Consider the following 12,869-nt stretch of genomic DNA (forward strand, 5'->3'; position numbering starts at 1 on the left):
ACCACCACGGTGAGCACCGGAACCGATCCCCACTCCAGCCCCGGCCACGCGGGCTTGGACACCGAACTGACCGAGGCCCTCGTCCGCACCCGCCGGTTCTTCACCCGCGCCGAGGTCTCCGACGACCTGCGCACAGTGCACAAGGTCGGTGGGCGGCAGGCGGATGAGTTCTACCGGGACCGGTGGAGCCACGACAAAGTGGTGCGCTCCACGCACGGGGTGAACTGCACCGGGTCGTGCTCGTGGAAGGTCTACGTCAAGGACGGGATCATCACCTGGGAGGCCCAGCAGACCGACTACCCCTCGGTCGGTCCCGACCGGCCGGAGTACGAGCCGCGCGGTTGCCCGCGGGGGGCGGCGTTCTCCTGGTACACCTACTCGCCCACGCGGGTGCGCTACCCCTACGTGCGCGGCGTGTTGCTGGAGATGTACCGGGAAGCCAAGGCGCGCACGGGAGATCCGGTTCTCGCCTGGGAGTCCATTGTGGACGACCCGGCATCCGCCACGCGGTACAAGGCGGCTCGCGGCAAGGGTGGTCTGGTGCGGGCGTCCTGGGACGAGGCGAGCGAGCTGGTCGCCGCGGCGCACGTGCACACGATCAAGCGCCACGGACCGGACCGTGTCGCAGGGTTCTCGCCGATCCCGGCGATGTCCATGGTCTCGCACGCCTCCGGAGCGCGGTTCGTGTCGCTGCTGGGCGGGTCGATGCTGTCGTTCTACGACTGGTACGCCGATCTGCCGGTCGCCTCGCCGCAGGTGTTCGGCGACCAGACCGATGTGCCGGAGTCCGGGGACTGGTGGGACGCGGGCTATCTGATCATGTGGGGCTCGAACCTCCCGGTGACCCGCACCCCGGACGCGCACTGGATGGCCGAGGCCCGCTACCGGGGGCAGAAAGTGGTCGCGGTGGCGCCGGACTACGCGGACAACGTGAAGTTCGCCGACGAGTGGCTCGCGGCCCGGCCGGGCACCGACGGCGCGCTGGCCATGGCCATGGGGCACGTCATCCTGCGCGAGTTCTTCGTCGAGCGGCAGGTGCCGTACTTCACCGACTACGTCAAGCGCTACACGGACCTGCCGTTCCTGGTCCGGCTCACCGAGCGCGGGAACGGCTACGCACCGGGGAAGTTCCTCACTGCCGCCGACCTCGACGGTGAGCGGGACACGGAGCACGCGGCGTTCAAGCCCGTTCTGCTCGACGCCACCACTGGGGCACCGGTGGTGCCCGGCGGCTCGCTCGGCTTCCGCTACGGCGAGCAGGGCGCGGGCAAGTGGAACCTCGACCTGGGTGATGTCGATCCGCTGCTGTCGGTGCACGGTGGCGAGGCGGTCGTGGTGGAGCTGCCGAGGTTCGACACGTCCGGGGTGGTGCGGCGCGGCGTTCCGGTGCGGCGAGTGGGCGGGCACCTGGTCACCACGGTGTTCGATCTGCTGCTCGCCCAGTACGGGGTGCGGCGCACGGGGCTTCCCGGTGCCTGGCCGAGCGGCTACGACGACGCAGGGCAGCCGTGCACGCCCGCGTGGCAGGAGGTGATCACCGGTGTGCCCGGGCAGGCCGCGGCTCGCATCGCGCGGGAGTTCGCCGCCAACGCGGAGGAGTCCCGGGGCCGATCAATGATCATCATGGGGGCGGGCACCAACCACTGGTTCCACTCCGACACCATCTACCGGGCGTTCCTCGCCTTGACCACGCTCACCGGCTGCCAGGGGGTCAACGGCGGCGGGTGGGCGCACTACGTGGGGCAGGAGAAGTGCCGCCCGGTCACCGGCTGGTCCCAGCTGGCGTTCGGGCTGGACTGGTCGCGCCCGCCGCGGCAGATGATCCAGACCGCGTACTGGTACCTGCACACCGACCAGTTCCGCTACGACACCTCCACCTCTTTGGGCGGCAGGAGCACCTCGGAGCTGATCGCGCTGTCCGCGCGGCTGGGCTGGATGCCGTCGTACCCGACGTTCGACCGCAACCCCCTGGACCTGGCCGACGACGCCGAGCGCTCCGGACTGTCCACTTCGGACTACGTTGTCGGGGAGCTGAAGGCCGGGCGGCTGCGGTTCGCGTGCGAGGATCCGGACTCGCCGGAGAACTTCCCGCGCGTGCTGAGCGTGTGGCGGGCCAACCTGCTGGGCTCCTCGGCCAAGGGCAACGAGTACTTCCTCAAGCACCTGCTCGGCACCGACTCGTCGCTGCGCGCGGAGGCCCCCGGTGCGCCGACGGGGAAGCTGGACCTGTTGCTGTCACTGGATTTCCGGATGACCAGCACCACCCTGTTCTCCGACGTGGTGCTGCCCGCGGCCACGTGGTACGAGAAGCACGACCTGAACACCACGGACATGCACCCGTTCGTGCACTCGTTCAACCCCGCGATCGCCCCGCCCTGGCAGACCCGCACCGACTGGGCCGCCTTCCAGACCATCGCCAAGGCTTTCAGCAGCCTCGCCGAGACGCACTTGGGCGTGCGCAAAGACGTTGTGGCGACGCCGTTGCTGCACGACACCCCCGACGAGCTCGCCACGCCGCACGGTGTGGTGCGGGACTGGAAGGCCGGCGAGTGCGACCCGGTGCCCGGCGTCACCATGCCGAGGATCACGGTGGTGGAGCGCGACTTCGCCGCGATCGCGGCGAAGATGGGCGCGCTGGGGCCGCTGGTCGACTCCTTGGGCGCGACCACCAAGGGCGTCACCTTTCGGGTCGAGCAGGAGGTGGAGTACCTGCGGCACAAGAACGGCACCGTCCGTGGCGGACCCGCGGACGGCCGTCCGTCGCTGGTGCGCGACGTGCACGCGTGCGAGGCGGTCCTCGCGCTGTCCGGCACCACCAACGGACATCTGGCCACCCAGGGCTTCCGCGCGCTCGAACAGCGGACGGGGACACCGCTGGTGGACCTGGCCGCCGAGCACGAGGGCAAACGGATCACCTTCGCCGACACGCGGTCCGCGCCGGTTCCGGTGATCACCTCCCCGGAGTGGTCCGGCTCGGAGAGCGGCGGACGGCGGTACTCGCCGTTCACCATCAACGTCGAACGCCGCAAGCCGTGGCACACCCTGACCGGGCGGCAGCACTTCTTCCTCGACCACGACTGGATGGCCGAGCTGGGCGAGCAGCTGCCGGTGTTCCGGCCGCCGTTGGACATGACCGCGTTGTTCGACGAGCCCCGCGTCGGTGAGCGGGGTGAGCTGGGCATCGCCGTGCGCTACCTGACCCCGCACTCGAAGTGGTCCATCCACTCGGAGTACCAGGACAACCTGTTCATGCTCAGCCTCTCCCGTGGCGGGCCGACCATCTGGATGTCCACACAGGACGCCGCGAAGGTCGGAGTCGCCGACAACGACTGGATCGAGGCGGTCAACCGCAACGGCGTCGTCGTCGCCCGAGCGGTCGTCTCGCACCGCATGCCCGAGGGCACCGTCTACATGCACCACGCCCAGGACCGGCTCATCGACGTGCCCCGCGCCGAGACCTCCGGCAAGCGGGGCGGGATCCACAACTCGCTGACGCGGTTGCTGATCAAGCCCTCGCACCTGATCGGCGGCTACGCCCAGCTGTCCTTCGCGTTCAACTACCTCGGTCCGACCGGCAACCAGCGCGACGAGATCACCGTCATCCGGCGGCGCGGCCAGGAGGTGACCTACTGATGAGACTGATGGCCCAGATGGCGATGGTGATGAACCTCGACAAGTGCATCGGCTGCCACACCTGCTCGGTCACCTGCAAACAGGCGTGGACCAACCGCTCCGGCGTCGAGTACGTGTGGTTCAACAACGTCGAGACCCGCCCGGGGCAAGGGTATCCGCGCACCTACGAGGACCAGGAACGCTGGCGCGGTGGCTGGACTCTGAACAAGCGCGGCCGGCTGAAGCTGAAGGGCGGCGGCCGGTGGCGCAAGCTGGCGACCATCTTCAGCAACCCCAAACTGCCCAGCATCAACGACTACTACGAGCCCTGGACCTACGACTACGACACACTCACCACCGCGCCGTTGCAGGAGCACACCCCGGTCGCCCGGCCGCGGTCGCTGCTCAGCGGCGAGCCGACGAAGATCACGTGGTCGGCGAACTGGGACGACAACCTCGGCGGCGCTCCCGAGCACGGCCACCAGGACCCGATGCTCAAAGGCATCGAGGACAAGGTCCGCTTCGAGTTCGAGCAGACCTTCATGTTCTACCTGCCGCGCATCTGCGAGCACTGCCTCAACCCCTCCTGCGCCGCCTCCTGCCCGTCCGGGGCGATCTACAAGCGCAGCGAGGACGGCATCGTGCTGGTCGACTCCGACCGCTGCCGCGGCTGGCGGATGTGCGTCTCGGGCTGCCCGTACAAGAAGGTCTACTTCAACCACCGCACCGGCAAGGCCGAGAAGTGCACCTTCTGCTTCCCCCGTGTCGAGGTCGGCATCCCCACCGTGTGCGCGGAAACCTGCGTGGGCCGCCTGCGCTACATCGGCCTGGTCCTCTACGACGCCGACCGCGTCCTGGACGCGGCGTCCACACAGGACGATCGCGACCTGTACGAGGCGCAGCGCGAGGTCTTCCTGGACCCGAACGACCCGGCCGTGGTCCGCGAGGCCGAACGCGCCGGCATCCCGCGTGACTGGGTCGAAGCAGCCCAGCGCTCCCCGATCCACTCGCTGATCAACACCTACCGGGTGGCGCTGCCGCTGCACCCGGAGTACCGGACCATGCCGATGGTCTGGTACGTCCCGCCACTGTCCCCCGTCGTGGATGTCGTGCGGGACACCGGGAACGACGCCGAGGACCACGGCAACCTCTTCGCCGCCATCGACGCACTGCGCATCCCGGTGGAGTACCTCGCGCGGTTGTTCACCGCGGGCGATGTCGAGCCGGTCAACGCGGTGCTGCGCCGGCTGGCCGCGATGCGGTGCTACATGCGCGACATCAACCTCGGCCGCGAACCCCGGGAAGCCATCGCCAACGAGGTGGGCATGACCGGGGAGCAGGTCTACGACATGTACCGGCTGCTCGCCCTGGCCAAGTACGACGAGCGCTACGTCATCCCACCCGCCCACGCCGAACAAGCCCACGGGTTGGAAGAGCTGGCCACCGAATGCAGCCTCGACTACGAGGGAGGTCCCGGCATGGGCGGCTCCGGCCCGTTCGGGGAGAGCTCCGGCGGGGTGTCCCCGATCGCGGTGGAGAACTTCCGGATGCTGCGCGACAGGCAGACCGCCGACACCATCGCCGCCCCGGTGGACAAGGGCAATCGGGTCAACCTGCTCAACTGGGACGGCAAGGGACGCCCCGATGGACTCTTCCCACCGCGAGAACGACCAGGCGGTGGAGACCCGGCAGGCGAGGTGGAACCGAAACCATGACGATCACCGACGCCCACCGCGCCACCGCGTGGCAGGTCCAGTCACTGCTGATGGGCTACCCCGACGAGCAGCTCCTGGGCCGGTTCCCCCTGCTGCGGGCGGTGACCAGGACGCTGCCGACAGCACTGGCCGAACCGCTGACCGCGTTCCTCGACCACGCCGAGACGACCGCGCTGACCGAGCTCGCCGCGGCTTACGTGGCGACGTTCGACCACCGCAGGCGTTTCAGCCCCTACCTGACCTACTTCGCCTACGGCGACACCCGCAAACGCGGCATGGCCCTGCTCCGGTTCAAACACGCCTACCGCACCGCCGGACTGGAGCTCGACGGCACCTCCGATGGCGCCGAACTGCCCGACCACCTCGCGGTCGTGCTGGAGTTCGCCGCCACGGGCGACCTGGCGGTGGGACAGCGGCTGCTGATCGAGCACCGCGCCGGCTTGGAACTGATGCGCCTAGGTCTGCATGAAGCCGGTTCCCCGTGGGCCCGCGTTCTGGACTCGGTGTCGGCGACGCTCCCGCCGCTGGGCAGGCGCGAACACGAGAAGGTGGCCCGGCTGGCCGCCGAAGGCCCACCAGAGGAAGAGGTCGGCCTGGCCCCGTTCCCCCCGTCAGGAGGTCTTCCTTGAGCACGCGGCTCGCCGCCCAGGACGCCACGACCGTGGGCACGGTGGACATCCTGCTGTGGGTCGTCGTCCCGTACCTGTCGATCGCGATCTTCATCCTCGGCCACATCTGGCGCTACCGCTACGACAAGTTCGGCTGGACCACCCGCTCCTCCCAGCTGTACGAGAACCGGTTGCTGCGCCTGGGCAGCCCGCTGTTCCACGTCGGCATCCTGCTCGTCGCCCTCGGCCACGTCGGCGGCCTGCTCATCCCCAGGTCCTGGACCGATGCCGTCGGAGTCAGCGACACCGCCTACCACGTCGCCGCCGTCGGGCTCGGCACCCTCGCCGGGTTCTGCACCCTGGTCGGCGCGGCGATCCTGGTCTACCGCCGCCGCACCGTCGGCCCGGTGTTCTCCGCCACCACCCGCAACGACAAGATCATGTACGTGCTGCTGGTCGGCACCATCGTGCTCGGCCTTGGCACCACCGTGCTCGGCAACCTCACCGACCACCCCCACGACTACCGCCAGACGGTCGCACCGTGGTTCCGCTCGATCTTCGCCCTCCAGCCCCAACCCCACCTGATGGCCGTGGCCCCGCTCGGGTTCCAGCTGCACGCCACCGCCGCCTGGGTGCTGTTCGCGTTCTGGCCGTTCAGCCGGCTGGTCCACGTGTTCTCGATGCCGCTGGGCTACCTGACCCGGCCCTACATCGTCTACCGCAGCCGTGACGACCGGCAGGCGGGCAGCCGGGCGCCTCGGCGCGGCTGGGAACGCACGCGATGACCGACTCACCGCACGTGCGGGGTGACCAGACCGGATTCGTAGGCGAGGACAACGAGTTGGGCGCGGTCGCGGGCGTGCAGCTTGGTCATGGCTCGGTTGATGTGGGTTTTCGCGGTCAACGGGCTGATCACCATGCGGTCGGCGATCTCGTCGTTGGACAGGCCCTGCGCGACCAGGACGACGGCCTCGCGTTCGCGGTTGGTCAGTTCTTCGAGCCCCGTGCCGGTGCCGGTGCTGAGCGGCTGGGTGACGTACCGGTTGATCAGTTTGCGGGTGATCGACGGTGCGAGCAGGGCGTCGCCGCGCGCCGCGACGCGCACCGCGTGCAGGAAGTCCTCCGGCTCGATGTCCTTGACGAGGAACCCGGCCGCACCGGCGCGCAGCGCGTTGAAGACGTACTCGTCCAAGCCGTAGTTGGTCAGGATGACGACGTGCACCGAAGCCAGGGCCGGGTCCGCGGCGATGCGCCGGGTCGCCTCGATGCCGTCCATGACCGGCATCTGGATGTCGATCAGCGCGATGTCGGGCAGGTGCTGCCTGGCCAGCGCCAGACCCGCGCTGCCGTCGGCGGCCTCTGCCACCACCTCGATGTCGTCCTCGATGTCGAGGAGCGCGCGGAAGCCGCTGCGGATGAGCGGCTGGTCGTCGACCAGCAGGACGCGGATCATGACGTGTGGTCCACGGGGAGCTCGGCGTGGACGGTGAACCCGCCTTCGCTGCGTGGTGCCGCGCGCAGGTGACCTCCGAGAGCGGTGACTCGCTCGCGCATCCCGAGCAGTCCGACGCCGGGTACCGGCGCTGTGTCCGGCGTGGCTCTGCCGTCGTCGTCGACCTGGACCACGAGGGCGCCGGGGCGGTAGTCGATCCGGACCGACGCGGTGGCGGCGCAGGCGTGACGGGCGATGTTGGTCAGCGACTCCTGGACGATCCGGTACGCGGTTCGGTCCACCGCGGCCGGCACGTCGTTTCGGTGTCCCTCGATCGTCAGCTTCGCGTCCAGACCGGTGCTGCGGGCCCGTCGCACCAGTTCCGGGAGATGGTCGAGCCCGCGCGGTGGGTCCTTGTCCTCCTCGCGCAGCGCCTCCAGGGTCGCTCGCAGTTCCCTTGCCGCCTCACGACCGGCCTCCTGGATCGCCAGCAGGGCCTCCGGCACCTGTTCGCCCCGCTTGGTGGCCACGTGGACGGCGGCGTCGGCCTGCACCTTGATGACGGAGATCTGGTGGGTGAGCGAATCGTGCAGCTCCCGCGCGATGTGCAGCCGCTCCTCGTCGGCGCGGCGCCGCGCGGTCTCCTCGCGGGTGCGCTCGGCCTCGTCCGCCCGGCGCTCGGCTTGTCGCAGCGCTTCACCCGCCGCCCCGGCGGCGATCAGCCAGGCCAGTGGGAGGACGTCCCGGCTCCGCGTGAACGCCTCGCCAACGGCCAAGTCGTGCGGAGAGGCCAGGATCGCGAGCGGAAGCGCGGCCAGCATGATCACCGAACCCGCGACCGCGACGATGCGGTGTCCCGCTCGCACGGCGGCGTACACCGCGAACAGATACGCGACAGCGGCCACGTCGAAACCGACGGCTTGGTGCCCCAGCGTGCACAACCCGGTGACGACCAGCACGACGACCGGAGCCCGGCGGTGCGCGGCCAGCGCCAGAGCGCCGGTGAGCGACAACGCGTAGCCCAGCGCGTCGAGATTCGTGGAGGGGTGCTGCCTGGACAGCCCGGCAACCAGAAGAAACACGGCCACGCCGACGGCGATCACCCAGTCTCCGGCACCGATGCGTCCCCTGCTCATGAAGTGCACCGTAGCCGGATGTTCGAACGGGCAACTCCTGTGCACGGATGATCAGCTGCCTACCGCACACGCAGTACTTTCGCGGTTCCTACGGCATCGGCGGCATCGCGAACTGTCCGCGTCCGCACAACGACCGGCAGGGGGTCCGGCGGACATGATCAGGCGACATCCGTCGTAGGAGCAGAAGGAGCACCCCATGTCCGGCCGTCACCTGCTTGCCACCGCAGCCTCCCTGCTGGCGGTGTTCGCGCTAGCCGCACCGGCGGCCGCGGATGTCTCGATCCAGTCGGCCACTGTCAGCGCTTACTCCTTGACCGCCGGGCGTCTCTGGTCCTTGGTGGCCGCCCTGCTGGGGCTGGCCGGCGTGGTCATCGGCGGACTGGCACTGGCCCGATCCGCCAGCCGAAGGGGAGCCATCGTGGCCCTGGTGGCGGGGCTGGCAGGCGCGGCCACCGGCGGGCTGGTCGTGGCCGCCGCCAACGGTGGTCCCGGCACCGGCTACGGAATAGTCGGGGGCTTCGTGGCCCTGGTGGTCGGGCTGGTCGCCATGATCCTCGGCGCGCTGGCACTGGCCCGATCCCGCCGATAGCGAGTCGGGTATCGGCGTCTACTTGGTCCTTCGTGAGTTCACACGTGGCCGCATGTCGGCCTGCGCAAGGACGCCCCGCGGGAGGTGCCGGAGTGGTCCGTCGCTGATTCATCGCGGCTCCCCTGACCTGTGCGACTAGCGCCTGTCCTGCAAGCCCTCCCGATTCCCCGACATGACGCGCCACCCCCGTGCCCCCGTGCCCCCGTGCCCCCGTGGCCCCGCTGGCGTGGTCCGTGCGCGCGTGGCCCGTGCGCCCGTGCGCCCGCTGGCGTGGTCCCGTGCCCCCGTGGTCCGTGCGCGCGTGCCCCGTGCGCCCGTGGCCCCGCTGGCGTGGTCGGTGTTTTCGCGTTTTGTAGGCTTAATGCGCGAAAGAGCGCTCTCATTTCGCATGAAGGTGACAAAACGCGAAATGAGGGGGGCGCGTGGGTGAAGGCGCCAAGGGGTGGTGAGGTGGTGCTACCACGTCCGGGACACGACCTAGGCTGTCGACAGCTCACCCGCGGACGGACTCCCGCCTCCGTTACGGTGTGAGCGCCAACCACCGCAAGCAGATTCGTGCTGTACGACGCCAGGAGACCCGACCTCGATGCTGGACCGAGCGGTCATCGACGCCCTGTTCCCCGCAGACCTCCCCGAACCGGACTACTGGGAGCAGCAGTACCCAGCTCGACCTCTGCCCGACGGCGCCCTGGTCACCCGCTTCGGTCCCTCCCCGACGGGGTTCGTGCACATCGGCGGCATCTACGTCGCCACCATCGACCAGGACCTGGCACAGCGCTCCGGTGGCCGTTACCTGGTGCGGATCGAGGACACCGACCAGTCCCGGGAGGTCGCCGGGGCCCTGGAGCAGTTCGGCCGCGCCTTCACCTACTTCGGTCTCGCCTCCGACGAGGACATCGACAAGGGCGGCGACTACGGTCCCTACCAGCAGTCCGCCCGCGAGCGGATCTACCTCACCTACGTCCGCGAGCTGCTGCGCCAGGACCGCGCCTACCTCGACTTCGCCACGAAGGACGAGCTGGCGGAGATCACCAAGCGGCAGCAGGCGCAGAAGCTGCCGCCCGGCTACTACGGCCGCTGGTCGCTGTGGCGCGACGCCGGTCCCGACGACGTCCAGGCCAAGCTCGACGCCGGGACGCCGTACGTGGTGCGGTTCCGGGCGCCGGAGGTCAGCAACGCGCGGACCAGGTTCACTGACGCGATCCGCGGCGAGATCGAGGCCGAGGCCAACCGCAACGACGTGGTCATCCTCAAGAGCTCCGAGCAGAGCCCCCGGCTCCCCACGTACCACTTCGCCCACGCTGTCGACGACCACCTGATGCGCGTCAACCTGGTCATCCGCGGTGACGAGTGGATCTCCTCGGTGCCGGTGCACCAGCAGTTGTTCGACGCGCTCGGCTTCTCCCCCGTCACCTACGCGCACATCGCGCCGCTGATGAAGCAGGAGGGCGGCAGCAAGCGGAAGCTGTCCAAGCGCAAGGACCCCGAGGCCGGCGTCGACTTCTACATCGAGGCGGGATACCCGGCGAAGGCGGTGCTGTACTACCTGCGGGGCCTGGCCAACGCACGACTGGCCGAGCTGCCGCTGGAGCAGGCGCTGGCCGAGCCCATCCAGCTGTCCAACTGCGGTGTCGCGGGAGCTTTGGTCGACCTGGTCAAGCTCGATGACATCTCCGCCGACCACATCGCCTCCCTGTCGGGCAGCGAGATCATCGACGCGATGACCGAGTGGGCGGCGCAGTTCGACCCCGAGGTGCGCGAGGTGCTCGACGCCGAACCCGACCTCGCGTTGCGGGCGCTGGCGGTGGAGCGCGACGGCGTGGAGAACCCGCGCAAGGACCTGCGGAAGTGGAGCGAGTTCCGCGCCGCCTACGGGTTCTTCTTCCCCCAGCTGCACGAGGCCGTCACCGGGGTGGACGACCCCCGCATCACCGACCTCGGTGTCGAGGCCACCGTGGTCCGGGCCCTGGCACAGGACTTCGTGGAGCACTACCAGCACCTCGACGACGGCCAGGAGTGGTTCGGCCAGATCCGCGAGCTCGCCGCCAAGCACGGCTTCGCCCGCAACGCCAAGGAGTACAAGAAGAACCCCGACGCCTACCCCGGGTCGATCCGCGAAGCCTCGCAGATCATTCGAATCGCGATCACCGGCTCCACCAAGAGCCCGGACCTGCACGCCATCACCCGGGCACTCGGCCAGGAGGAAACCCTGCGCCGCATCGCTCCGCTGACCGCCTGAGAGCAGTCCGCGCAGCCCTGACCACATCTCGCTGGTGATGGCACCTCCCGGCAGCCCCGGGAGGTGCCATCGGCGACTACCCCCACGCCGGAGCACTGACCCGCCACACCGACGAGGTCGTGTCCTGCACGGGGTAGCACCACCTCACCCCTTTGGCGCCTTCACCCACGCGCCCCCTCATTTCGCGTTTTGTCACCTTCATGCGAAATGAGAGCGCTCTATCGCGCATTAAGCCTACAAAACGCGAAAACACCGACCACGCCAGCCAGGCCACGCGCACACCGGGCACGGGAGCGGCGCCACCTCACGCGCGCCGCACGGGAGATCCGCTGCCCAGGTGTCCTGACCTGTGAGGTTGAAAACGCGACTGGCGGATGGGTGTCCTGCGCGTGGTAACACCACCCACCCTCTTGGCGCCTTCACCCACGCGCCCCCCTCATATCGCGTTTTGTAGGCTTAACGCGAAATGAGAGCGCTCTTTCGCGCATTAAGCCTACAAAACGCGAAAACACCGACCACGCCAGGCAAGTCACGCGCACACCGGGCACGGGAGCGGCGCCACCTCGCGCGCGCCGCGCGGGAGGCCGTCGGATCGGTGGCCAGCGGCACAACACCTTCAACGAACACCCCGGCTACCCGAGCGACGCCTGACGTGATGTGGCGGCGAGCGATCCGAGCAACGCAAGGGCCTCGCTGCTCGGCGACGCGGGCTCGGCGTGGTAGACCACGAGCTCCTGGCCCGGGCTCGACCGGACGTCGAAGGTCTGCATGGTCAGCGTCAACGGTCCGACGCCGCTGTGGTCGAAACGCTTGCGTTCGAGCGCCTTGCCGCGAGCGTCGTGGCTGGTCCACAGCTGAGCGAACTCGGGGCTCTCGTCGAGCAGTTCCGCGAGCACCTGTCGTACCCGCGGGTCGTCGGGAGCCTTGCCGTAGCCGAGCCGGAAACCGGCGACCGAGTTGCGTGCGACGTCGTGCCAGTCGCGGTAGAACGTGCGCGCGGCCGGGTCGGTGAACACGACGTGCATCAGGTTGTCCGAGTGGGCCCAATCGTGGAAGAGCGCGTCCGCGATCGCGTTGGACGCCAACACGTCGAAGGCCCGGTTGTAGACGATGGCCGGGTTGTTCGGCCACGCGGCCATGAGCTCCAGCAGGCTCGGGTCGACGCGGTCGCTCACCGCCGCGACCCGGGCTCGTGGGCTGAGCCCCGCCAGGCGGAACACGTGCTGGCGACTGTCCTCGTCAAGGCGGAGGGCGACGGCCAGCGCGTCGACCACCTGCGCGGAGGGCCTGCGTTCACGGCCCTGTTCGAGGCGGACGTAGTAGTCCACGCTGACCCCGGCCAGCAGGGCCACCTCCTCGCGCCGCAGGCCCGGGACCCGGCGGTGCCCCGTGCTGGGGAGGTTCACCTCGTCCGGGCTGACCTTCGCGCGCCGGGTGCTGAGGTAGACGCCGAGTTCCGACCGTGCCATACCAGCAGCGTAGGCCGCGATCCCGCGTACTTCCTGGGTGTGGCACTCCCAGGAAGACAGCGCCCTCCC

General features: G+C 69.4%; 9 protein-coding genes. 6 read left to right on the plus strand and 3 right to left on the minus strand.

Translation table 11 applies throughout. The annotated features are described in order from the left end of the window. Positions 1–9 precede the first annotated feature (9 nt). From ACFFQA_RS10230 to narI, 4 genes are read left to right on the plus strand one after another with little or no spacing between them, the layout of a single operon-like run. Entirely contained in the window at positions 10–3,633 is a 3,624-nt protein-coding gene (locus ACFFQA_RS10230; protein WP_377851515.1) for a nitrate reductase subunit alpha, read from the plus strand. Next, the gene (gene narH / locus ACFFQA_RS10235; protein WP_377851516.1) at positions 3,633–5,327 is read left to right on the plus strand and encodes a nitrate reductase subunit beta; all 1,695 of its coding nucleotides are present in this window, start codon (positions 3,633–3,635) and stop codon (positions 5,325–5,327) included. Before ACFFQA_RS10230 ends, narH begins: the two co-directional genes overlap by 1 nt. After that, entirely contained in the window at positions 5,324–5,956 is a 633-nt protein-coding gene (gene narJ, locus ACFFQA_RS10240) for a nitrate reductase molybdenum cofactor assembly chaperone (protein ID WP_377851517.1), read from the plus strand. Before narH ends, narJ begins: the two co-directional genes overlap by 4 nt. After that, on the plus strand, positions 5,953–6,720 hold the full coding sequence (gene narI / locus ACFFQA_RS10245; protein WP_377851518.1) for a respiratory nitrate reductase subunit gamma: 768 nt from the start codon (positions 5,953–5,955) through the stop codon (positions 6,718–6,720). The genes narJ and narI overlap by 4 nt, the downstream gene beginning before the upstream one ends. Before the next feature lie 5 nt (positions 6,721–6,725). On the opposite strand, the gene ACFFQA_RS10250 is transcribed toward narI, so the two are convergent. Further along, positions 6,726–7,388, minus strand: a complete 663-nt coding sequence (locus ACFFQA_RS10250) for a response regulator (protein ID WP_377851519.1) — start codon at positions 7,386–7,388, stop codon at positions 6,726–6,728. Further along, a complete protein-coding gene (locus ACFFQA_RS10255) occupies positions 7,385–8,503 on the minus strand; it encodes a sensor histidine kinase (RefSeq protein WP_377851520.1) in 1,119 nt (372 codons plus the stop codon). Before ACFFQA_RS10255 ends, ACFFQA_RS10250 begins: the two co-directional genes overlap by 4 nt. A gap of 196 nt (positions 8,504–8,699) precedes the next feature. Here ACFFQA_RS10255 and ACFFQA_RS10260 point away from each other — a divergent pair, with 196 nt between their 5' ends. After that, positions 8,700–9,092, plus strand: a complete 393-nt coding sequence (locus ACFFQA_RS10260) for a DUF6223 family protein (protein WP_377851521.1) — start codon at positions 8,700–8,702, stop codon at positions 9,090–9,092. A 586-nt stretch (positions 9,093–9,678) separates the two neighbouring features. After that, a complete protein-coding gene (locus ACFFQA_RS10265) occupies positions 9,679–11,331 on the plus strand; it encodes a glutamate--tRNA ligase (protein WP_377851522.1) in 1,653 nt (550 codons plus the stop codon). Between the two features lie 632 nt (positions 11,332–11,963). On the opposite strand, the gene ACFFQA_RS10270 is transcribed toward ACFFQA_RS10265, so the two are convergent. Continuing rightward, positions 11,964–12,800, minus strand: a complete 837-nt coding sequence (locus ACFFQA_RS10270) for a helix-turn-helix transcriptional regulator (protein WP_377851523.1) — start codon at positions 12,798–12,800, stop codon at positions 11,964–11,966. Between the last annotated feature and the right edge of the window lie 69 nt (positions 12,801–12,869).

It is taken from the genome of Allokutzneria oryzae (assembly GCF_042429765.1).
GTDB classification, from domain to species: domain Bacteria; phylum Actinomycetota; class Actinomycetes; order Mycobacteriales; family Pseudonocardiaceae; genus Allokutzneria; species Allokutzneria oryzae.

Bases quoted from the DNA above. Each gene is read 5' to 3' on its own strand.
- ACFFQA_RS10265 (WP_377851522.1), top strand. From the start codon at position 9,679: ATGCTGGACCGAGCGGTCATCGACGCCCTGTTCCCCGCAGACCTCCCC.
- ACFFQA_RS10255 (WP_377851520.1), bottom strand. From the start codon at position 8,503: ATGAGCAGGGGACGCATCGGTGCCGGAGACTGGGTGATCGCCGTCGGC.
- narJ (WP_377851517.1), top strand. From the start codon at position 5,324: ATGACGATCACCGACGCCCACCGCGCCACCGCGTGGCAGGTCCAGTCA.
- ACFFQA_RS10250 (WP_377851519.1), bottom strand. From the start codon at position 7,388: ATGATCCGCGTCCTGCTGGTCGACGACCAGCCGCTCATCCGCAGCGGC.
- narH (WP_377851516.1), top strand. From the start codon at position 3,633: ATGAGACTGATGGCCCAGATGGCGATGGTGATGAACCTCGACAAGTGC.
- ACFFQA_RS10260 (WP_377851521.1), top strand. From the start codon at position 8,700: ATGTCCGGCCGTCACCTGCTTGCCACCGCAGCCTCCCTGCTGGCGGTG.
- ACFFQA_RS10270 (WP_377851523.1), bottom strand. From the start codon at position 12,800: ATGGCACGGTCGGAACTCGGCGTCTACCTCAGCACCCGGCGCGCGAAG.